A 22,386-nucleotide genomic window follows, 5' to 3' on the forward strand; every position below is an offset into this window, starting at 1 on the left:
TAATTATTCGTATTTTACTGGAAGTACAATTATAAAACTTGCACCTTCTCCTATTTGACTTTTTGCCGTGATTAACCCATTGTGTTTTTCAATGATTTTTTTGGCGATTGCCAGGCCAATTCCGGTTCCTTCGTATTTCTGTCGGTCGTTTAAACTCTGGAAAATAATGAAGATACGATCAAGGTAAATTTCATCGAAACCAATTCCGTTATCCTTAACTACAATTCTGCAAAATTTTCCGTCTGCCGAAACCGGGCTTTCAAAAGATTTTTCTGCAATGATTTCAGATGTAATTTCGATTAGTGGTTTATCTGTATTTCCGGAAAATTTAAGTGCATTTCCAATTAGATTTTGAAAAACCTGTCGCAACTGACTCGGAATACTGTCTATAGTTGGGAGTTCAGTGGTTTTGATTGTTGCATTTTTGCGTTCAATCAGATAATCAAAATCGGATAGTACTTCCTGGAGCACCTCATTTAAGTCTGTGGTTTCAGGTTTTACTTGTGAAGATAATCTTGAGTACGCCAGCAAATCGGTAATTAAAGTCTGCATTCTTTCTGCCGATTTAATCGTTCGATCCACATAATCGATTGCTTTTTCATCTGCAGTTAAATAAAGCTCCTTGATGATTTTTATAAAGATTTGGATTTTCCGGATGGGTTCATTCAAATCATGAGAAACTACCCAGGAAAATTGTTGAAGTTCATGGTTTCTAAGTTCCAGTTCTTCATTTTTTAAAACCAGTTCTCTGGTTCTTTCTGCAATCTTTATTTCGAGGTTATCCTGAGCTTCTTTCCTTATTTTTATTTCTTTAGACAGAAGGTCTTTCATTCCTTTTAATTCGTTTTGCTGCTCGTAGATTTTTATGAATGTTTTTACTTTAAGAATGAGTAAATCAGAATCAACAGGTTTTGTAATGTATTCTACAGCACCGGTTTCGTAACCTTTAAAAATGTATTTTTTTTCAATATTTAATGCCGAAAGAAAAATGACCGGAATGTCTTTAGTCCGCTTATTTCCGGAAAGAATTTTGACCACTTCAAAACCATCAAGTCCGGGCATCTGAACGTCCATGATTATCAGGCAATAATTTGTTTTGAGAATCTTCTTCAGGGCTTCCTCTCCTGATTCAGCAGTGTCAACATCGATATCATGCAATTCTAATGTCTTTTTTAAGGCAATTATATTTGCTCTTATATCGTCTACAATTAATACCATGCCTGTTTGGGTAAAGCGTTATGAATTAAAATTGTTAGTTTAAATTCGATTCCGATAAATATTTGTTTGTTTATGAAAATCCGAAACGTTGATTACTCGTTTCGGCGTAACTCCCAAATTTATAAAAATTTTAATGGAAGCTATTTTATCGGGAAAAAAAATAGTTACATAATTCCCATGTCAATTTTACAGAATATTCATGTTTGGGTTAATACATTTTTTTTATTGAGACAATCTTAAAATCAATTCAGTCAAGCTATTGTGTTATATCTATCTATTTTAGAGCTTGAATATTGTTCTAATTATGAATTATGAAAAAGACAAAAACATTTCCGGAACAAAAACAAAAACTTCCAGGTAACGAGCATTTGATGCATCCGGAACCGGAAATCATTAGAGAAAACTATGTGGGAAGTGGTAAATTATTAGGGAAAGTTGCTTTTATAACCGGTGGCGACAGCGGTATTGGCCGAAGCGTAGCCGTTCATTTTGCCAGAGAAGGAGCCAATATTGCTATTGTTTACCTTAAAGAAGATACAGATGCACTTGAAACAAAAGCCCTAATAGAAAAAGAAGGACAAGAATGCTTGCTAATAAGCGGTGATTTAAAAGACGAAAAATTCTGTAAAAACGCTGTAAAAAAATGCCATACCCATTTCAAAAAATTAAATATTATAGTCAATAATGCTGCAACACAATTTCCTCAAAATGAATTGGAAAAAATAACGGCTTCGCAGCTTCATAAAACTTTTGAAACTAATATTTATCCTTATTTTTATATTACAAAAGCAGCGTTGCCGTTTTTAAAAGAAGGCGACACTATTGTCAATACAAGTTCAGTCACAGCGTATCGTGGCAGCGAACATTTAGCCGATTATGCGAGTACAAAAGGCGCCATCGTGAGTTTTACCAGATCGTTATCAACTATGCTGGCCAAAAAGAAAATACGTGTAAACGGCGTTGCACCAGGTCCTATTTGGACGCCTTTGATTGTAGCCAGTTTTGATAAATTATCCGATTTCGGAAAAGATAATCCAATGGAAAGAGCCGGGCAACCCTCAGAAGTTGCGCCTGCCTATGTGTTTTTGGCCTGCGAAGACAGCAGCTATATTACAGGGCAATTTATTCATATTAATGGTGGAGAACTCGTTGGAGGGTAAAAAAGGCTCAAAGGCTCAGAGTTACAAAGGTTCAAAGATTTTGCTTTTCATGTTTCTAGTCACCTTGCTTTGTGACTGAGACTGAAAACTGTCACTGAGATAAAAATTTAGAAATTTAAAAGATGAATTATATAGATATTATCGGATTATTTGCAGGAACTTGTGTTACTATATCCGTCATTCCTCAGATTTTGAAGGTGTGGAGAACTAAAAAAGTGAAGGCTATTTCGCTGAAAACTTTTAGCATCCTGACTTTCGGAATTATGGTATGGATTATTTATGGCATTCTCAAAAATGATCTTCCTATAATAATTACCAACAGTGTTTCTTTTTGTCTGAACCTGCTTATGGTTTATTTTATTATTTATTATGAGAAAGAATCTTAGTACTGAGCTGCTAAGATACTAAGGCGCTAAGGTTCTAAGATTTTTTAACTATCAACAATGTCATGCCGAGGGGACGAGGGATGACAAAAATGAGCTTATGGAAATAAAAAAAACAGCTCGTTATAAAAGCTGTTTTTTCATAATAGTTAGTTAAGATATGTGATGCTTATTAGCTAGCTAATTTTTGATTGTATGGTTTAAATGAAAAATGATATTTTTCTTTAAAAATACGTGGCAGATAATTTCGGCTTGCTAAACCTGCCGCACTAATTACATCGGCGAAATTAAGATTCGAAATTCTCCTGATTTCATTAATTTGTCTGTTAGCTAAATTCATTATTGGCTCAAAAGTTTTAACATAATTGTAACTATGTTGGGCTATCTCCATCTCTAAAATAATGTTTAGGATACTTTTTTGAAGTAAACTTTTAACAATTCCTTTTTGAGGTATATTATTTAGTTCTTGTAATTTTTCAGCAATTTTTTGATTTTTGGCTCCGATATATAAAAACTGCCCGGATTCTGTAGTGAATCTTTTTTTAAGTTGAGAAACCAATGTAATATTATTTTCTTTAACAGAAGCCTGAGTTGGCATTCCTACTAATGAAAACTGAATTGGCTTATGGCTCTCAAAAAACAACACACTATTTATAAGAGACGTATTATTTAAAACTGCCGTCTGATTCTTTTTAATTTTTTTTTGCGTTCCATTCGCACCAAAACTATGTGCTAACGTTCCTTGTTCGCAATAAGCAAAAAAGACTGGAGCCGTTTGGAGCGATTCTATACTTAAAGTTACATCGTGATTAAATACAAGATCAAAATTAAGGTATGACATTTCTTTTTCAAAACGTATCGCTTTGATCGTTCCTCGTGCCCATTTTGATTTTATATTTAATGTGTATTCATTGTTGCTTACTGATAATTCACCATCAAAACTTTCTTTAAGGTCATTAAAAATAGTATTGAATCCTCCAGTATTTAAGTATAATTTTTTCATGTTGGTCTGGTTTAAATAAAAGTGGTTTAGTATAATGTACTACAAACCTATTTTTGGTTTTTACTTTGTTATTTTGATACTTCAAAGTTCGTACATATTGCAAATCAATTTATTACACAATTTTGGAGAGAATTTTCATAATTATTAGAAGGGAGGTGCAAAGGTTCAAAGGTGCAAGGGCGCAAAGGCTAGCAATATGTCTATATTTGGATCTACAATGTGGCACTTGCGTAATTCATCAATTCAATTTTACATACGAATAAATACCTTGAACCTCTTAACCTCTGATCTCAAAGGTGCAAAGGCTACCTATATTTCTATATTTGGATCTTTAATGTGGTACTTACGCAATTCATTTACTGAATTTCACATACAAATAAATACCTTTGAACCTCTGGAACTCTGAACCTTTGCACCTCAAAAAAAAACAGCTGCCTTCAGAAAAATCTGAAAACAGCTGCTTCTCAGCAAAATAAAAATACCTACTTAATTATCTTACGTAAGTTTATGGATATCTGCATTAACAGAATAATTTTCCTCCGGAATATCCTTAAAGAATTCCGCTTCTTCTAAATCGGCTGTTGGGCCGTATCCTATTAAATGAGTTCCTTTTTTTTGATCACCGGTTTGTATTACATATAAAATAGACATATCGTCCGGATCACTCATACCTTCGTAGCGATGGTGTGCAACTATAAAAATTTCTTCTGGTTTATAAGCGTATTTTGTTTCTGAGTCTAACAGGCAGCCATTTTCAAACAAAAAATTTGCAGTATAACCCTCTTCCTGATATTTCTTAATATAATCGGTTTCGTGTCTTTGTTCTTTTTTCATGACTTAAGTTTTAAGCGGGATTATTTTGTAAATCTTTGATTTATCAAATTTCATCATTGCTATCAAATAAAATTAACTCAATAGATTTAAATCTTGCCTCAATTAAAAAAGGCGAAATAAAATCAATAATTATTTTACTAATTTTAAATTCTCTAAAATGATTTTAGAAAGTAGTATTTAAAAAAATATATTTATTCTTTATAATAAAAACCAAAATTTGATGACCAAAGTAAATCAGGATTTTCTGGCCAAAGGTGGTGAAATGGAGGCCTAACACGCGCTAAAGACCGGAGTAAAACTGCAGTAGGTCCGGTCGAATCATGGTCACAAGCTTATGTGAAATTGGTTTAGCGATTGTAAAAAAAAATTGTTGAGAATCATAAAGGTTTTATTACAACGTACAGCGAAAAAGATGAAGGAGCTACTTTTGATATTTGTTTACCTGAATTATAGTAAAATAAAAAACACACAAGCTTAAATAATACTTATGTGTTTTATATAGGTTTAAAATTTTATTATTTACGATTTGTACACAAAATTTTTATGGTCCGTGACAAATTCTTTCCAATTGATTCTTAAGGCATGTTCGATAGATTTTACAATATCCTTCATTAGAACGGGCTTGGTTATAAACAAATTAGCCCCTAACAAACGACATTTTTCTATAATACCAGGCTCATTAGAAGTTGAAAAAATGATAACAGGAGTATCTTTTTTTTCTGAACTTCTCAGTTCTTTCAAAACATCAAAACCATTTTTTCCCGGCATGTTCAGGTCCAAAAAAACGACATGTGGTGTTGGTGGCGGATTATAGATTGCTACTAGCAATTTATCTCCTCCATTATAAGTTTTTAGGTGTATTTTTTCTTGTAATAACTCCACTGCATCTTCAAAAATACTCAAATCGTCTTCATCATCATCCGTGTAAAATATCGTCAAATTTGTCATGTATTAAGTGAAACTATTTAAGTTTAATCAAAGATAGGTCAAATTTATAGATTTATTACTTTGTTTACAAACCCTCACAATAAATTAATAGTTGTAATCTCATAATTAATAAAGTAAATTATATAACCTCAAATAATATATAAAAAGCAATTTTACTTTTATAAACTGAGTCTTTACAAATACTATTTTAACTCATAGTAAATAAGACGCTTAACTATTTTACAATCATTAATTAAAACATAAAAGTCATGGGAGATCATAAAGACCTTACGAACGAATTTGCTGTAGATAAAATAAAAGATCTTGCAGAAAACATAAAAACATGTATGTTTTGTACCTACAATGAATACAGATTACAATCACGACCAATGTCTGTTCAAAAAATTGATGATTTGGGTCAACTTTGGTTTTTATCAGATAGAAACAGCAGTCAAAATGCAGAAATCAGCCTGAATCCACAAGTTGAAATTTTCTTTTCTGAACCGCATGATAAATTTCTGACTTTACACGGCACTGCAACTATTTCATACGATCGCGAAACAATAAAAGAATTATGGAATCCAATTGTTAAAGTCTGGATGCCGGGCGGTGAAGACGATCCAAATTTAAGTGTTATTAAAGTCGTTCCGGAAGATGGTTATTATTGGAATAACAAAAACGGAAAAATGGTTGCTATTGCAAAAATGGCTGCTGCCTTTGTAACCGGGAAAACTATGGATGACGGAATTGAAGGTAACTTAACGTTGCAATAGTTTTATTATTTAACCGCAAAGTTCGCAAGGATTTTACGCAAAGGACACAAAGAAAAATACTAAAAATCTTTGCGAACCTTGCGCAAACCCTTTGCGAACTTTGCGGTTAAAAATTCATTGTCTTAAACTCCAACGCATTTAAAATTCCAGCGTCACTGGCAGTATTATTAAAATATACAAACCCTGGTTTTAAAGCTATTTCTTTTTTTATCTGAAGTAATTCCTCAGTATCATAACTCGAATAAAACATTTTCGGAACGCCATGAAATCTAACAAATACCAAAGGAAAATTAGTAAAAATAGTTTTTGGCAATTGCGGATGACTCACGCTGCAAAATGTTATATTGTGTGCTAAAAAAGCATCCCAAACTTCAGGTATCCACCAGCTTTCATGTCGAAACTCAATTACATTTTTAAACTCAGTATTAAGGTTTTGAATAATTAACTGCAGATTTTCAGGGCTAAACTTATAACTTGGTGGAAATTGAAATAAAACTGCACCTAGTTTATCTTTAAAACCTAATTTACAAATCTGATAAAATTCAGAAATCAAATCTTCGCAGTTAATAAACTTTTTAATATGCGTAATTTCTTTGTGCGCTTTGACTGAAAATGCAAAATCTTCCGGTGCTTTATTATACCAATTTTCGAATACTTTTACTGTTGGGAATCTATAAAAACTTCCGTTAAATTCATATGTATTAAAGTGCTGGCAATAAAAGTCAAACCATTTTGAAGCAGGTAAGTTTTCCGGATAGAAAATTCCTTTCCAAAATCGGTTATTAAAGCTGGAGCATCCTATTTGAATTTCATTTTTCATGTGTGCAGGTTTTGACAATTGGTACAGAAAAAACTTCGTCTTTTTTTGTGGCCTGTATATTTTTTTATCAGTGGTAAATTACAGCGCAAACAGACTGTTTTCGTATGAGCTTCCCAATGCTTTTTTAATTCATATTTTTTCTTCCAATACAGGAATTCAAAACTATAAATGGAACATTCTGAAATAATTTCATTAAGATGATCAAACGGAATTTTACCTACCAAAGATTCTGGATGAATGTGGCATCGGTACAAAACTTCATTTTTAATGATATTCCCTACTCCGGCAAATATATTTTGGTCTAACATTGCATCGCAAATCATTTCATTTGGAAGTTTTTCTAAGCTTTGCATTGCTTTTTTTGGATCCCAATTATCGTTCATCACATCTTCGCTCCAATCATAGAAATCATTAATATTTCCTTCCAGAATTTTTATCGAGCAGGTATAAAAGTTGATTTCGCCATCAGAAAAAACCAGACTTAATCTCGGTGGGGTTTCCTTTCGTTCGTTGACACGATACGTTCCAAACATCAGCATATGAATCTTTAGAGTAAATCCTTCAAAACAAATTAAAAAATGTTTTCCCCAGGTTTTAAACTCCAATATAGTTTTGTCTTTAAGCCGCTGAATATCAATAGAACTATTTCCGGAAACGTCGATGATCTTTTTTCCTGTAAATTGTTGCACATCTTCTTTTAATATCACTATAGATGGACCTTCGGGCATAATATGGCTTTTAAATTTATAATTAAAAAGTGCAGTTTAAAAACTGCACTTTTATATTGTATTTTCAAAAAACTTAATTCGCTTCTGCAGCTTCAAAGTTTACGGCATTTACAGCCACAATTGTTAATGTTTTATCAGCACCTTTTTCTTCTTCAAGCGTTTGCTCTAATAAAGATGCAGCTTCTGACATTCCCAATGTTTCTGCAAATTGTCTTAAGGTACCATAAGTAGCAATTTCATAATGCTCAATTTTCTGGCAGGCAGCTATTATTCCGGCATCACGAACAACGCCAATTTCTGTTTCTTCCAGAATTCCGTTTCCTTCTTCAATTAAACCCGCCATTGCGTCACATTTTTTTGCAGTAGCTTTTTGTCCGGCCAGTTCAAAAACCTGCTCTAAACGGCTAATTTGTCCTTCTGTTTCTGTCAAATGATTGTTTAATGCATCAATAAGTTCTTTTGATGTTGCATTTTTAGCCATTTTCGGAAGTGCTTTTGTCAAAGCTTTCTCAGCCCAGTAAATGTCTTTTAGTCCGTCTTCAAATAATTCTGTTAATCCTGACGCGGCATCAGATTTTGGTTTTGTTACTCCTGCTTTTGTTGCAGTCTTTGTAGTTGAAGCAGATTTTGCAGTTGTTTTTGCAGCTGTCTCTTTTTTATTCGTTGTAGTTTTCATAATAAAAATTTATATGGATTAATATTTTTTAAAATTACTTTACCAGAGATCGGTTTTAGTTATATCATTATTTAATAAAATTTCATTCTAAACACCTGTTAATTATACAATTGCATTTAAAAATCATATAAGAAAATCCTTCATGTTCAGGGTTAGATTTGTAACACACTAATACTATAAAACTTTATATTATGAATACTACAGAACAAAAAAACAGTACAACCAGTAATAGAGATCCGAGAAATCAAAATCTAAATACTGCCGATAAAAACAGACTGATGAATGAAGAACTGTATGATATCGACGACATGAAAGAAACTGACGACAATAACAGCGAAATCGCAGAACGCGGATATATGGTTAGAAATGGTCATAATCCAAATGAGGTAAATCCTGATGAAATGTTTTATGATAAGGAAGATATTGAGGATCTGGACGACGATTTTCACTCTAAAAAAGATCTAATTCATAATAGTGATGATTTATATGATGATGCCGTAGATGCTGATCTTGATCCTGCTGTTGATGAATTGGATAATCCTTCAGACATTCGTGAACGCGAAGATGGTGACTTTAATGAAGTTGACGATTTGGAAGATATCGACGAAGATGATGAGGATGAAATTGAAGAAGATGAAATTGAAGAGGATCAAATTGAAGAAGAAAATTCTGAAGAAGATTATCCTGCAAATGATCCCAGAAAATTCTAAGGTCAAAAAAGCTAAGAAACAAGAAAACCGTTAATCACTTAACGGTTTTTTTTGTTTTTGATGCCACAGATTAAGAGATTAAAAAAGATTAGAATCTGTTCTTCCAGACTAATCTCCAATTTTTTCCAAGGCAGGAATATCATCCATTTTTTCCAGGCGTTCTGCAAGTTCTGCTCTCGCTTCATTCAATTCTTGTTCGGCTTTGCCTAATTCTTTATACCATTCTTCGTTTCCAGTTTCTGAAGTTTCAATTTTACGCATGATTTCATAAATTTCACCTTCGGCCTCCATCACTTTTAATCTTTTGTAATACGTCAAACTTTCTGTCATGTGTGCCAATGCAATCATGGCTGTTAAAAACGGATGATTGTTAGTTACATTTACATCTTTTATTCTTCCGTGTTCCAATTCAACTTTTAAGGCAAAAGCGAATTCTTCCATATTAAATTCCTCATGTTTACTATCCGGATTCAAGTAGGCTTCAATTGCTTTTACATTATTCATTGTCGAGAGATCAACATCTGTTTCTTTATTTTTCAAATCCTTATAAACCACATTCCCTATTGCTCTCGCCTCATCGATCGTTGGATCATTTTCGGGATTTTCAAAATCGCGAACCGACCAATCCCAATTTTCAGGATGAACAGGTTTTATATATTTTCACAAAAATCTGTCACATCATTTTTCAAACTTACCATTACATCTTCTCTTTTTATGTATATATCCTGATAAGCACCGCTTTTTGTTCCCATATTATTTGTTTATAATTTTAAAATACAAACGACACATTTACCAAAAAATGTGTCGTTTCAAGTTCGTTTTTATTTACTGAGCGCTATAGATTAAATACTTCTACGTCCGCTAATAAGCGAAAGAATAAATAATACTATGAATATAAAGAATAAGACTTTAGCTATTCCTGCTGCTCCGGCGGCGATTCCACCAAAACCGAATATTCCTGCCACTATGGCCAGAATAATAAAAATGACAGTCCAACGTAACATAAGCGTGATTTTTAAATTAATATTTTTGTTTCTTACTCAAATTTCATGTTTTTAAAAGATAAACATTAACTCTAAACATTATATTTATAGCTCTATAAGCACTGATTTACAATAAATTGAGCTGATAATTCTGTATTAATTCAGAAAAGGCAATTTCGGTTCTCGAAAAATATTTCTGATTACTTCGGCTTTTTTTTACCCTATCAAAATATTTCTGAATCGAACCATCTTCATAAGTTGAAACCAACAAAGGATGAACGTAATAATTTTTGCAAACATTTCTGGTATTTCCCAACGCTTCTGCTGTGATATCATAGGCTTCGAGAATATTCTTTTTTATTTCTTTTTCGTCTGATGTGGTTCCGATTTCCATTAAAGTTTCAAAAAATATAATTGAAGCGGCCCAGGTTCTAAAATCTTTTGCACTAAAATATTCACCAGAAATTGTATGCAAATATTCATTGACCATATGACTGTCTAAGACCTTTTTTTCGCCATTTTTATCATAATATTTAAAAACTTCCCAACCTGGGATTTCCTCACAGCGACTTACTAATCTTATAAGTTGCTTATTTTTGGTTGTAATCGTATGCTGAATTCCCTTTTTTCCGACAAATTCAAATCGAAGTGAATTTTTATCAATGTTAATATGACGTTTTCTCAAAGTCGAAAGTCCGTATGATTTATTGTCTTTAGCGTATTTTTCATTCCCAATTCTGATATGGGTTTCTTCCATCAGCCGAATCACTAAAGCCACTACTTTCTCTCTTCTCCATTCTTTTCTTTCTAAATCTTTATCAACTTGTTTTCTGATAGCGGGTAGTTTTGATCCAAATTCTGCTATTTTATAGAATTTAGTCTGATTTCTGATCAAATTCCATTTCGGATGATATCGATACTGTTTTCTGTTTCTATCGTCTAAACCAACAGCTTGTAAATGTGCATTTGGTAAATCTGAAATTTGTACATTTTGCCAGGCTGGAGGCAAAACCAAACTACTAATACGTTTCAATTCGCTTTTTTGCTTAATGCAACGGCCATTTTTTTTATAAATAAAACCCTCTTCACATTGACATCTTTCAATAGTCAATTGCTGATTACTTATATATACTAAATCTAATTTTTCCAGCACCAAATGCGGTGTTTTAATTAATTGGTTTACTAATTTTTCAGCTTTGGCTGTTGCTGTTGTATTCATGTTTATTCGATTTAATATTTCCCGTCAAGCGGATGTTTGCCACAGATTGCACAGATTTAAAAAGATTTTTCAACAACCATTTTTATAAACGGTGGAATCTGTGGCATTTTTTAATTTTTCTTTAAAGAATGAATCAAATTTTTTTTACTCATGTAAGAACGTCCCGGAATACCAGCTTTTATAGCTTCCTGATACAATTCTTCTTTAGTCCATTCTTCATAAGGTTTTGTTTTTTCACCCTTTAAATCAGGATCTTTTTTTGTAGTAACCTGAGCTGATTCATTTTTGTTATACCCTTCCTTTAAAAGTCCGTGATAATCATTTTTAGTTGTCGCATACATGATTAAGATTTTTAGGTTTAAAATTGAATGTTTGGTATATCAAATTTCAAAATAAAACAGTTTCAGCCTGTTATATAATTCTTGTAATAATTTTCATAATTAACTTTAAATCTGGAGCATAAAAAAAATCCCAATTCTTGAAGGAATTGAGATTTTTTATGTTTCTAATTAATTTAATTTTTTTTTTTCTAATCTGGATTTTGTTCCCACTAAAAACCAACTATCATTATAGTGACTTACCAAATAAACATCATAAAGTTTATTAATAACGAAACTTACTTTTTTGTTCTTATTTTTCAAAGCAATAATAATCTGGTTTTTTGACTTCTTTTTAAGAAAAATGGTTTTCGCTTCAACATTTGGAGATTCATCATGAATTATATATTCCTTGCCATTCTCATCATAATGAAAATCATTTTTATAAAAACTTTTAACTTTGTCATTATTCAGATAAATATCGATACTATCCTTAAATTGCTTAAGAAATACCAAGTTTATGTCTCGGGATTTTGAAGATTTTGTAATCCAAATTGTAGAAAGAGAATCTGCATAATTTACTATTTTTTGCTCCTCTTTAAAAGCAGGTAATACATTCGTTGTAGCACAACCACCAGTAAGAATGACAAGTATAATGGAAAATGCTATAATTTTATTCATACCGTAGTTCCTCATTAATGCAAAAGGTTTGATTTTGTTGGAAAATTATATATGACCATTATTCTTTTTCTTGTCTTTGAACATTTTGCCAAAACAAACTGTATCCAGTTTCGATTACCTCTACATCAAAGTTTCTTTTAATTTTAAATAGATTAATTGGATCAACTACAAAAAGCATTTCAAGAATAACTATAAGTCCGGCAATTGTATATAAGAATAACGAAATAGCTTTTTTTGCTTTTATAGTTTTGAAAGCCTTCTTTATTAGATAAAACACAATTGTCCAGAAAGCAAAATGACACAACAAATCAAATAAAAATTCTAAACAGAAATACTGATTCGACATTGAGGTATGAAATCCCCACGATTTATATATTAACGGAAAACCATACATAATTCCGTCCGTTCCATCAATAACATCTACATACCACCATTTTGTCAATCCAAGCAATGAAATCATAGTAAGGGGAATTACAAATGCAATTACGAGTCTTTTCATTAGTTTACATCGGCATTAAATTATAGATTTTTATAAGATTTGATCTCAAAACACATCGCCTAAAGATTCCCCAAGATAACAACTATAGTCGTTACCAACCATAAAATAACATTAATCATTTTCTGTTTTATTTACGTTAAAATTCTGTTTTTCAAATATTATAATTTAAATCGTTCACTTCCTTACGGAAAACCGCAATTGATAAAAAAATCTAATCTTTAAATCCTGTAACATTATTTAATAATGCTGTAAAAGATTCTTCATTCATCTGAATAATTTTACACCATAACATTTAAACTATAAAATCATGAAAAAGATACTATTAGCCGGAAAAATAATTTTAGGAGCGGGACTAATCATTATATTCTTGAATTCTTGTAAAAATGAAACTAAACAAGAAGATTCAAAAGAAGTGGCTGAAGATGCAAACGAAGCAAAATTTGACTCAATAGATAGTAAAGAAGATGACTCTGAATTTTTAGTAGATCAGGCTGAAGTTAATTTAGCTGAAATAGAAATCGGAAAACTGGCACAAACAAAAGGGACTAATCCTGAAGTGAAAAAATTTGGAAAAATGTTAGTTGATGATCATACTAAAGCCGCTTCTGAAGTAAGTGCTTTAGCTCAGGCAAAAAACTTTACTTTACCAACTTCTTTGACTGAAGATGGACAGGAAGAATACAAAAAACTAAACGAAAAATCAGGTCTTGATTTTGATAAAAAATTCGCTGACATGATGATTGATGGTCACGAAAAAGCAATTGACAAGTTGAAAAAAGCTTCTGAGGATGCAAAAGATGCAGATGTTAGAACTTGGGCATCGAATAATATTGCCGGATTGACCGCGCATTTAGAACATGCTAAATTGCTAAAGCAAAATTTAGACAAAAAATAAAATAAATTTAATTGGTTATTATTTTATTTTAAAAACCCCTCAAGAGTTGAATTGCTTGAGGGGTTTTCTTTTAAGCTTCTAAGGCTCTGAGATACTAAGGTTCAAAGGAAAATTCCAATCTTTAAATTCCAAATTCCAAACCTTTGCCTCTTTGTGCCTTTGCACCTATTTCAACGACTCCATATCAATCACAAAACGATACTTGATATCTCCTTTTAATAATCTTTCGTAAGCGTCATTTACTTCATTTACGCCTATTATTTCAATATCTGCGGTAATATTGTGTTCCGCACAGAAGTCAAGCATTTCCTGAGTTTCTTTGATTCCACCAATGGCTGATCCGGCAAAACTTCTTCTTCCTAAAATCAAACTGAATGAGGTTACAGGAAGCGGATCCATTGGAGCACCAACTAACACCAAATTTCCATCGACTTTAAGCAGATTTAAATACGAATCGATATTATGCTCGGCTGATACGCAATCTAAAATAAAGTGTAATGTTTTGGCGTATTTCGCCATTTGTTCCGGATCTGTAGATAAAACAACTTCATCAGCACCCAAACGTTTTGCATCTTCGGTTTTAGATAACGAAGTAGTGAAAACGACCACATGAGCGCCCATGGCTTTCGCCAATTTGATTCCCATATGTCCTAAACCTCCAATACCAACGATCCCAACTTTTTGACCAGGCCCCACTTTCCAGTGTTTTAACGGAGAATAAGTTGTGATTCCTGCACATAATAAAGGAGCAACTCCCGCAAGATCTAATTTGTCTGAAATGTGCAATACATAATTTTCATCAACCACAATACTTTGAGAATATCCTCCAAAAGTTTGTCCGCCTAAATGTGAGTCAGGTGAATTAAAAGTTAGTATATTTCCTTCATCACAGAATTGCTCTAAATCATTTTTGCAATGTTCACACTCTCTGCAAGAATCAACCATACAGCCTACTCCCGCCAATTGACCTACTTTGAAATTCTTTACGTGATCGCCTACTTTTACAACTCTCCCTACAATTTCATGACCGGGAACAATTGGGTAAACAGTACCATGCCATTCATTTCTGGCCGAATGTAAATCAGAATGACAGATTCCGCAATACAAGATTTCTATTTCTACGTCATGCACTTGCACAGCTCTTCTTTTGATATCTAATGTTTTTAATGGTGCTTCAGCAGCTTCTGTACCAAAGGCTTTTATGTCTTTTGTTTCCATAATATTTTTTGTTTCAGTTTTTCTTTGTTTTAGGTTTCAGGTTGCTTTAATATTTGCCACTAAGACACTAAGTCGCTAAGATTGGTAACTTATAGGAACGGAGTTTCTAGTGTTATCCTTCGTTCCTCGGGATGACAAAATTGTGGTCAGGTAAGTCCTGAATTATCCAATTATCCAATTATCCAATTATCCAATTATCCAATTATCCAATTATCTAATTATCTAATTGACTAATTTTCTAACTCCCAAAACTGTGATATTCCTCATCAGTAACGCTGTCAAGCCATACACCATGTCCTTTGTCAATTTCAGTTATAATTGCTACATAAGAAAATTTTCTAAACGGAGTTGCTCCATACCAATGTTCAATTCCTGGTAAAATTGTAATCACTTCGTCTTTATGAATCAGGCGAACTGCACTTCCTTTTTCCTGATAATAGCCCACACCTTCTTTTGCAATAAGCAAATGAAGACTTGAATTAATATGCCAATTACTTCTTGCACAAGGCTCGAAAGTAACTTCTTTAATCATTGTATTTTCAGGGTGAATATTGCTCGTTTGTTTTTTATAAGAAACGTCACCTGTCATATAGGTATTAGGGACTTTTCCTTCTTCTATAACCGTTGCATAATTTGTTGACATAATTATTTATTTTTGAGTTTGGTTTAGTTTTTAATTAAAGCTATTGTATTGCTCATCGGTTACAGGTTCTAACCAATCTACAATTCCTGTTTGGGTATTGGTGCTGATGGCGATATGGGTAAATTCGCTGTTTGGGGATGCACCATGCCAGTGTTTAAGTTCGGGTGGAATATTGACAACATCCCCAACTTGCAATAACTGAATTGGTTTCCCTACTTCCTGATAATATCCTGTTCCGTGCGTTACGATTAAAATTTGTCCGCCGGGATGCGTGTGCCAATTGTTTCTGGCACCAGGTTCGAAAACGACATTACCAACTGCAGTATTTAAAACCGGGTCGTTTGGTACCAGCATTTTAACCCAGGCTTTTCCTGTAAAGTAATCTGCCGAAGCTAAATCGCCTTTAGGAAAAATTTCGTTTAATTGATTTTCTGAAGTTTTCATAATTATTTGTTTTTACTATCGATACAACTAAATCAAAAAGCAAGAATGCGCTTTAGGAAGTTAGATTTAGTTTATTAAAACCGATAAAAGATTAATACTAATTATTTCGATGCAAATTTACTTTAGTAAAACCGACCTCAGATAATGATAATCAAACAAAAAATTAAGAATATGAAACAATTTTACATTCTCAACGATTTCGGAATGGTTCCGGTAAGTCTTTTAAAGTAATTATTAAAATAGCTTGGATACTCAAATCCGAGTGAATAACCGATATCTGCAATGCTCCAGTCAGTATGTTGCAATAAAGCTTTGGCTTCGCCGATAATTCTTTCGGTAATATGCGCTGTGGTAGGTTTTCCGGTAACTTCTTTTACCGAACGATTGAGGTGATTCACGTGTACTGCAAGACTTTGAGCATAATCTTGTGGTGTTTTCAAAATTAAGGGCTGATCTTTTGTTTCTACCGGAAATTGTCTCTCTAAAAGTTCCAAAAACAATGAAGTGATTCTTGCCGAAGCATTTTTGTGTTTAAAGAAATTCTCTGAAGGTTGCATTTTCATTGATTCATGCAGAATCAAATTGATATAATTACGGATTAAATCATCTTTAAAAACATAATCTGTTTCCTGTTCTTCGATCATTTTTTTAAACAATGAATCTATAAATACTTTTTGTTCAGGTAATAAGGAAAAAATTGGAGTTCCGCCTATTTTAAACAAAGGCGATTCATGAAGACTTTCTGAACGGTCTTTTACTTTCAAAAATTCTTCAGTAAAAACACAGGCATAACCTTCATAGGAAGGAGAAATAATATCCCACGAATATGGAATATGCGGATTTCCGAAGAACAAAATAGTTCCGTCAACTTCTATCCCGCGATCCGCATAATGTATAAGACTTTTACTGGTATTGATGCAAATTTTGTAGTAATCCCTGCGGTTATAGGTCGGAATTTTACTTACATCACCATTAATTTCGTATACTTTAAAACCTTTCAGCTTTAAATCGTTTATACCAAGTTCTGAAGCCTGAAAATCTAATTGCTCTTTCATTTTGCAAAGTTATGAAAATCAAATAAAAAAATAGTTTATTTTGTTTCAAGTTTCAGGTTCAAGTTGGACAGACTTAACCGCAAGGTCCGCAAAGAATTTACGCTAAGGTCGCTAAGTTTTTTTTGGTTGGGGCGAAATAATCTCGCTAAGTCGCAGAGACGCAAAGTTTTTTCCTTACACTCTTTGCGTAATCCTTTGCGAACTTTACGGTTAAAGATCTGCAAGGTGCACTACGCTTTTTTTGGTTGGACGAAATAATCTCGTTAAGTCGCAGAGACGCAAAGTTTTTTTCCTTGCGTCCTTTGCGTAGATCTTAGCGCACCTTACGGTTAAACTACTTAACTTCTAAAACTCCTGATTTTAATCCTTTCCCTGAAGCAGTTAAAATAACTTCTTTCGATTTTTCTTCTTTTTGAACGATGATTTGTGCATATCCGTTAAAGAGTTTTCTCTTCCAGGGTTCTGCCGGAGTTACTATCTGAATAATTCCGGGATCGGTATTCATTACATCCCAGTCTTTTATTTTTTGCAAAGGCGTTGTTACAATATAAATTGTATTTTTTCCTTGTTTTAAAATAGCTTTATTTAAAATGTATTTTTGAGCATCTGCTGCACTTGGTTCAACTTTATTTCCGTTTACAAAAACTACGTTTTCTTTTCCTATTTTCTTATAGAAGAATGTTACCATATTAGAATCCGGGTTATTTTTCAACTCAAATTCTCCTCTATAGACATAGGCCGGAGCTTGATTTTTATAATCCCTGTCTTTAAAAGCCTCACTCCAATCCGTATCAGAATCATCCTTAATTTTATCTGGAAAATCAGCTGAAGCTAATTTCTTCTCCTTAAAATTATTTATAGCAACAAGATCAATGTTATCAATAAATTTATCACTCTCTAATGATGTTGGGTTTCCATTTCCTACTCCGAGAATTTTTCCGCCTTTAATTGAAAACGTGATTTCGTCGTTGGCAGTTGGGACGTGTAAACCATTTTTATCAGTCAATTCGGCCGTTACAACCACAATACTTGAATTGGAAAGATTTTCTTTATCAACAGAAAGTTTTATTTTTTCCGGATTTCCTGTTGTTTTTTGAATTTCTGTCAACACCTTTTTTCCATTTTTAAAACCGACTGCTTCCAAAGTTCCGGGTTCATATTTTACTTTCCATTCTAAGTGACCATTTTGCTCCATTTTCTTTTTTCCGAGACTCTTTTTATTGAGAAAAAATTCTACCTCATCACAATTTGAATAAGCCCAAACGTCTATTTCTTTTCCTTCCATTCCACTCCAGTTCCAATGTGGCAGAATATGTAAAACAGGTTCATTTCCCCACCAGGATTTCAAATAAAACACATTATCTTTTGGGAAACCGCAAACATCCATCATTCCAAAATAAGACGTCACCGATGGCCACCCATAAGGTGTTGGTTCTCCGCGATAATCAAAACCTGTCCAAAAAAATACTCCGGCCAAATAGGGTCTTTCGGCATAAAATTTCCATCCTTCTTCGATGCTGTAAAATGTTGGACGTGGCTTTTTATCGTAAGCACTTTGGTAATGTTTGGCATCATCTGTAAAATAAATACCTCGCGTAGCAAAAGTTGAACCTTCCTCCGTTCCCATCCCAGGCTGATTTTTAAACTGATTTCGGTGTGCATCAATATCGCCGTTTCCTAAATAATTATAACCCATAATTTCCACAACAGAAGATATTCCGCTTTTAAAACCACTGCTTATTCCAACTGTTACTGGCCTTGTAGTATCGATACTTTTCGCAAATCCCTGCATTACATTAGTAACACGTTCACCAACGATATTACCTTCAATGTTCCATTCTTCATTTCCAACCGACCAGCAAAAAATACTAGGATGATTACGGTCGCGCTCAATCATTCGCTTTAAATCATTCAAATGATAATCGTTAATTCCCATTAAACGGGTCTCATCAATCACGAGCATTCCCAATTCATCACAGGCTTTAAGTAGTTCCGGAGTTGGCGGATGGTGCGAACAGCGATAGGCATTGGAGCCCATTTCTTTGAGCTTTTTGATTCGGTAATACTGTAATTCATCCGGCAAAGCGGTTCCAATTCCGGCATGATCCTGATGATTATTGGTTCCTTTTAGTTTAACCGATTTTCCATTCAGAAAAAAACCTTTTTCAGCATCAAACTTCATTGTTCTGATTCCAAAAGGCGTTTCATAACGATCAATTATTTTTCCATTTTGCTTAATTTGAGTTTCTAAATGGTATAAATTCGGATTCTCAATATCCCATAACAATGGATTTTTTACATTTAATTTTGAAGTAAAATTTGCCTTTTTGTAAAATTCAGGAGCCGGAACATTTTCAGAAACAGAAGTAATTTGTTTTCTTCCAGTATCCAATATAGTCTGAATAATTTCAATTGAACCTTTATCATTTCCTTTATTTTCAATAGTAACTTCAGCCGTAATTTCAGCATTATCATTTTTGATTTCCGAAATAACATAAGTACCATTTGTCACCACATGAATCGGATTTGTTTTTTGCAGATATACATGTCTGTAAATTCCGGCACCTTCATAAAACCAGCCTTCTTCCATTGAAGCATCGACCCGAACGACAATTGTATTTTCTCCGCCATAATTCACATAAGCTGAAACATCATATTCAAATCCATTATAACCACTTTCTTCTGTTCCGAGGAAATAGCCGTTAAAAAACACTTTTGAATTTCTAAAAACGCCATCAAACTTTAAAGAAATAATTTGGCCTTTATCGCTTTCGGGAATATTGATTTTTTTTCGGTACCAACCGATACTTTTTTCAGGAAAACCTTTTCCGGCCATTTTAAATCCATGACTGTAACTTGCTTTTTTGCTGAAGGATTGTTCAACAACCCAATCATGAGGCAAATCCAATTTTCGCCAGGCACGGTCATCAAAACCTGACGCTGCCGGTCCATCGCCAAATCCGGTTTTTGTCAAATAAGAGAAATAACCTTCGGCATGCCCAAAATCTTTTTGAGTATCATACAAATGGCCAAATGAAAAACGCCAATCTTTATCAATTAAAATCAATTCTCTATCTGATTTATTTTGTGCCGAAGTACAAAACGAAATCAAAAAAATAAAACAGGATAGTATTTCCTTCTGAAAAATAGTTTTCATGAATAATGTGGTTTACAGAAATGGTTAGCAAATAGCTATAAAATTAAAGTTTAAAAGCGTGATAAATTAATAGTATTTTGTCAAAAGATGATCTTTATGTCAAACAATAATAACTAAAAATTAGACGTTAAAAATTTAGAATCATTCTATCAGCGGTTCTGGAACAAATCTTGTTCTTTTAATGTAATTTTATATTAAAATCAACAAAAACCAAATTTAATCATGAGTGTTATAAAAGACGAAAATACGCTTCTTAGCACCATTAAGCGTATTGATGAAAAAATAGATAAATTAAATGATCAAAAAATAATTGCCTTTTTTGACCACCTTGGATTAACCGAAAGGCCAGATGTTCCAAAGAATTTTCTAGATTTTGAAACCATACTTATTATCGTTCCAAACCGACATATTTCGCACGAATTAAAATATTTTAAATATTCCATTTCCCGACTTTCTTTCGTTACTAATCCTTATGCGAAACAAATTCACGTTTATGACTTTAAGGAATGGAACAGCATTACCAGAAATAAAACACAGTTTCAGGTAAGAGAATTGCTAAAAACCAGTTTTGGAGGCATAAGAGATATTACTGAAGAAATGAATTAACTATCGCCAATGAAATGGATTACCAGAGAAAGACCTAAAATTGACAGAATTGCGTGCCCATGGCTAATCAAAAAATTTGTTGATCAGGATGCCGAATTCATTTATGTTCCCTTTAATGAAGTGGTTGCGAAAGCCGAAGCATTAAATGCAATTCCGTTTGACATTCCCAATGTCGAATATACGCATTACAACGAAGAATGCACTTTTGATTACATTGTAAAAAAGCATCAAATTAAGGATCCTGCCGTTCTAATAATAGCCAAAATTGTTCGTGGAGCTGATACTGATCAACATGAAATTGCAAAAGAAGCTGCCGGACTCTGGGCAATTTCTGCAGGGCTTTCACATAATATCACCAACGATGCTGAACTATTGACGAACGGAATAGTTATCTATGATGCACTTTACAGCTGGGCAACACATTTGTACAAACAAAATCATTTGCAAAACAGTCCCTTTGAAAGTTTGCTTCATGAAGTGTACAACAAATTTTTAGCTGAGAAGAAATCAAATCAAAAAACACCTTTGTGGGTTAAGGATTTAAAAGAAATAATTCAGGATCAGATTGATACCCAGTTTGCTTTTGATCTAAAGAAAATTTCAAATGATTTAGAACTTAATCCTTCCTATCTATCCAGAGAATTTTCTAAGTATTTTGAAGATTTGAATTTTGGTGAATATGTTCGGAAATTGCGAATCGAAAAAGCGATAAACCTTATTCAAAATTCTACTTATACCCTAACTGAAATTGCTTATATGACGGGCTTTTCAGACCAAAGTCATTTTACACGAATTTTTAAACTACACACCGGAAAAAATCCTTCATCGTACCGAAAAAATTCGCTAAAAAGTAAACCAGATACAAAAGGTAAATAAGATTCTATTTATATCTACTAAGTCTATATAGTTTTGTTTTATAAACAAAAACTATCATGATTTCATTTAGACACATTACTATTATTGCTGTATTTATAAGCACTATTACGGCATTTTCTCAAACAACTTATCCTAAAATAACAGGGTATTTCGGTATCCTTCATCCAATTGTAACGATAAGCAATGAGCAAACGAATTTAAATTTCAGAGATTACTACGCCGTTGGTTTTCCAACCGGAATCAACATCTGGAAAAGTTCAAAAATAGGTTTCTCTTTCGAAATTGTTCCGAATATAAAAGTTCAGGGTGCTAGTGACAAAGTAACCAATATATTATTCCATCCCGGTGTTCTGGTTGCTTTAGGAAAGGGTTATACTTTTGCCGGAAGAGCAGCGTTTGAAAGCAGTGGTCGATATGGTTTTACACCTGTAATTAATAAAACGGTTCTAAAAAGTGAGAATTGCAGTTATTTTGTTGCGGTTCCTTTACCCGTAAGATTTGGTAATGATCATCCTGCAACATTTACAGTTGGTTTTCAATTTGGAATTGCTTTTTAAAAAA

Annotated in this window: 26 protein-coding genes; 8 read left to right on the top strand and 18 right to left on the bottom strand. The window is 33.0% G+C overall.

Features of this window, described 5'->3' with window-relative positions:
• Positions 1-3 precede the first annotated feature (3 nt).
• Positions 4-1,218 carry a response regulator gene (locus IHE43_RS16470; protein ID WP_192184911.1) on the bottom strand — a complete coding sequence of 405 codons (1,215 nt, stop codon included), beginning with the start codon at positions 1,216-1,218 and terminating at the stop codon, positions 4-6.
• A 311-nt stretch (positions 1,219-1,529) separates the two neighbouring features.
• On the opposite strand from IHE43_RS16470, the gene IHE43_RS16475 reads away from it, so the two are divergent.
• Positions 1,530-2,378 (top strand): SDR family oxidoreductase, encoded by an 849-nt coding sequence (locus IHE43_RS16475; RefSeq protein WP_192184912.1) that lies wholly within the window; start codon positions 1,530-1,532, stop codon positions 2,376-2,378.
• A gap of 122 nt (positions 2,379-2,500) precedes the next feature.
• Positions 2,501-2,764, top strand: coding sequence for a SemiSWEET family sugar transporter (locus IHE43_RS16480; RefSeq protein WP_192184913.1), 264 nt, complete (start codon positions 2,501-2,503; stop codon positions 2,762-2,764).
• Positions 2,765-2,933: 169 nt separating this feature from the next.
• Here IHE43_RS16480 and IHE43_RS16485 read toward each other — a convergent pair whose 3' ends face one another.
• The 3 genes from IHE43_RS16485 to IHE43_RS16495 all read right to left on the bottom strand — a co-directional run bounded on the left by IHE43_RS16485 (position 2,934) and on the right by IHE43_RS16495 (position 5,546).
• A complete protein-coding gene (locus IHE43_RS16485; RefSeq protein ID WP_192184914.1) occupies positions 2,934-3,764 on the bottom strand; it encodes a hypothetical protein in 831 nt (276 codons plus the stop codon).
• A gap of 495 nt (positions 3,765-4,259) precedes the next feature.
• On the bottom strand, positions 4,260-4,598 hold the full coding sequence (locus IHE43_RS16490; RefSeq protein ID WP_192184915.1) for a hypothetical protein: 339 nt from the start codon (positions 4,596-4,598) through the stop codon (positions 4,260-4,262).
• Between the two features lie 519 nt (positions 4,599-5,117).
• Positions 5,118-5,546, bottom strand: a complete 429-nt coding sequence (locus IHE43_RS16495; protein ID WP_192184916.1) for a response regulator — start codon at positions 5,544-5,546, stop codon at positions 5,118-5,120.
• Positions 5,547-5,794: 248 nt separating this feature from the next.
• Here IHE43_RS16495 and IHE43_RS16500 point away from each other — a divergent pair, with 248 nt between their 5' ends.
• On the top strand, positions 5,795-6,298 hold the full coding sequence (locus IHE43_RS16500; RefSeq protein WP_192184917.1) for a pyridoxamine 5'-phosphate oxidase family protein: 504 nt from the start codon (positions 5,795-5,797) through the stop codon (positions 6,296-6,298).
• Between the two features lie 106 nt (positions 6,299-6,404).
• Here the strand turns inward: IHE43_RS16500 and IHE43_RS16505 are convergent, their stop codons facing one another.
• The 3 genes from IHE43_RS16505 to IHE43_RS16515 all read right to left on the bottom strand — a co-directional run bounded on the left by IHE43_RS16505 (position 6,405) and on the right by IHE43_RS16515 (position 8,522).
• The gene (locus IHE43_RS16505) at positions 6,405-7,118 is read right to left on the bottom strand and encodes a DUF72 domain-containing protein (RefSeq protein WP_192184918.1); all 714 of its coding nucleotides are present in this window, start codon (positions 7,116-7,118) and stop codon (positions 6,405-6,407) included.
• The gene (locus IHE43_RS16510; RefSeq protein WP_192184919.1) at positions 7,115-7,846 is read right to left on the bottom strand and encodes a DNA-formamidopyrimidine glycosylase family protein; all 732 of its coding nucleotides are present in this window, start codon (positions 7,844-7,846) and stop codon (positions 7,115-7,117) included. Before IHE43_RS16510 ends, IHE43_RS16505 begins: the two co-directional genes overlap by 4 nt.
• A gap of 73 nt (positions 7,847-7,919) precedes the next feature.
• Positions 7,920-8,522, bottom strand: a complete 603-nt coding sequence (locus IHE43_RS16515) for a ferritin-like domain-containing protein (protein ID WP_192184920.1) — start codon at positions 8,520-8,522, stop codon at positions 7,920-7,922.
• Between the two features lie 191 nt (positions 8,523-8,713).
• Between IHE43_RS16515 and IHE43_RS16520 the strand changes: the two genes are divergently transcribed.
• Entirely contained in the window at positions 8,714-9,232 is a 519-nt protein-coding gene (locus IHE43_RS16520) for a hypothetical protein (RefSeq protein ID WP_192184921.1), read from the top strand.
• 108 nt (positions 9,233-9,340) lie between these two features.
• On the opposite strand, the gene IHE43_RS16525 is transcribed toward IHE43_RS16520, so the two are convergent.
• From IHE43_RS16525 to IHE43_RS16550, 6 genes are all read right to left on the bottom strand, one after another.
• Positions 9,341-9,772 carry a DUF5661 family protein gene (locus IHE43_RS16525; protein WP_225585170.1) on the bottom strand — a complete coding sequence of 144 codons (432 nt, stop codon included), beginning with the start codon at positions 9,770-9,772 and terminating at the stop codon, positions 9,341-9,343.
• 302 nt (positions 9,773-10,074) lie between these two features.
• Positions 10,075-10,236 (bottom strand): DUF1328 family protein, encoded by a 162-nt coding sequence (locus tag IHE43_RS16530; RefSeq protein WP_026985414.1) that lies wholly within the window; start codon positions 10,234-10,236, stop codon positions 10,075-10,077.
• Positions 10,237-10,342: 106 nt separating this feature from the next.
• Positions 10,343-11,434: a DNA topoisomerase IB gene (locus tag IHE43_RS16535; RefSeq protein WP_192184922.1), complete on the bottom strand. Its 1,092-nt coding sequence runs from the start codon at positions 11,432-11,434 to the stop codon at positions 10,343-10,345.
• Between the two features lie 110 nt (positions 11,435-11,544).
• Complete coding sequence (locus IHE43_RS16540; protein ID WP_192184923.1) at positions 11,545-11,775, bottom strand: Rho termination factor; 231 nt, start codon at positions 11,773-11,775, stop codon at positions 11,545-11,547.
• A gap of 168 nt (positions 11,776-11,943) precedes the next feature.
• Positions 11,944-12,432 (bottom strand): hypothetical protein, encoded by a 489-nt coding sequence (locus tag IHE43_RS16545; RefSeq protein WP_192184924.1) that lies wholly within the window; start codon positions 12,430-12,432, stop codon positions 11,944-11,946.
• 58 nt (positions 12,433-12,490) lie between these two features.
• Positions 12,491-12,931, bottom strand: coding sequence for a hypothetical protein (locus IHE43_RS16550; protein ID WP_192184925.1), 441 nt, complete (start codon positions 12,929-12,931; stop codon positions 12,491-12,493).
• A gap of 307 nt (positions 12,932-13,238) precedes the next feature.
• Between IHE43_RS16550 and IHE43_RS16555 the strand changes: the two genes are divergently transcribed.
• Positions 13,239-13,826, top strand: a complete 588-nt coding sequence (locus IHE43_RS16555) for a DUF4142 domain-containing protein (protein ID WP_192184926.1) — start codon at positions 13,239-13,241, stop codon at positions 13,824-13,826.
• Between the two features lie 165 nt (positions 13,827-13,991).
• Here IHE43_RS16555 and IHE43_RS16560 read toward each other — a convergent pair whose 3' ends face one another.
• From IHE43_RS16560 to galA, 5 genes are all read right to left on the bottom strand, one after another.
• Positions 13,992-15,044, bottom strand: a complete 1,053-nt coding sequence (locus IHE43_RS16560; protein WP_192184927.1) for an NAD(P)-dependent alcohol dehydrogenase — start codon at positions 15,042-15,044, stop codon at positions 13,992-13,994.
• 238 nt (positions 15,045-15,282) lie between these two features.
• A complete protein-coding gene (locus IHE43_RS16565) occupies positions 15,283-15,687 on the bottom strand; it encodes a cupin domain-containing protein (protein ID WP_192184928.1) in 405 nt (134 codons plus the stop codon).
• Positions 15,688-15,717: 30 nt separating this feature from the next.
• Positions 15,718-16,131 (bottom strand): cupin domain-containing protein, encoded by a 414-nt coding sequence (locus IHE43_RS16570; RefSeq protein ID WP_192184929.1) that lies wholly within the window; start codon positions 16,129-16,131, stop codon positions 15,718-15,720.
• A 182-nt stretch (positions 16,132-16,313) separates the two neighbouring features.
• Complete coding sequence (locus IHE43_RS16575; RefSeq protein WP_192184930.1) at positions 16,314-17,186, bottom strand: AraC family transcriptional regulator; 873 nt, start codon at positions 17,184-17,186, stop codon at positions 16,314-16,316.
• Between the two features lie 334 nt (positions 17,187-17,520).
• Positions 17,521-20,343 carry a beta-galactosidase GalA gene (galA, locus tag IHE43_RS16580; protein WP_192184931.1) on the bottom strand — a complete coding sequence of 941 codons (2,823 nt, stop codon included), beginning with the start codon at positions 20,341-20,343 and terminating at the stop codon, positions 17,521-17,523.
• 222 nt (positions 20,344-20,565) lie between these two features.
• Between galA and IHE43_RS16585 the strand changes: the two genes are divergently transcribed.
• The 3 genes from IHE43_RS16585 to IHE43_RS16595 are packed head-to-tail and all read left to right on the top strand — an operon-like array spanning position 20,566 to position 22,382.
• Positions 20,566-20,949: a hypothetical protein gene (locus IHE43_RS16585; protein WP_192184932.1), complete on the top strand. Its 384-nt coding sequence runs from the start codon at positions 20,566-20,568 to the stop codon at positions 20,947-20,949.
• Between the two features lie 9 nt (positions 20,950-20,958).
• On the top strand, positions 20,959-21,825 hold the full coding sequence (locus tag IHE43_RS16590) for a chromate resistance protein ChrB domain-containing protein (protein ID WP_192184933.1): 867 nt from the start codon (positions 20,959-20,961) through the stop codon (positions 21,823-21,825).
• Between the two features lie 56 nt (positions 21,826-21,881).
• Positions 21,882-22,382 (top strand): hypothetical protein, encoded by a 501-nt coding sequence (locus IHE43_RS16595; RefSeq protein ID WP_192184934.1) that lies wholly within the window; start codon positions 21,882-21,884, stop codon positions 22,380-22,382.
• The last annotated feature ends 4 nt before the right edge of the window (positions 22,383-22,386 follow it).

The organism is Flavobacterium sp. MDT1-60 (assembly GCF_014844035.1).
Taxonomy (GTDB): domain Bacteria; phylum Bacteroidota; class Bacteroidia; order Flavobacteriales; family Flavobacteriaceae; genus Flavobacterium.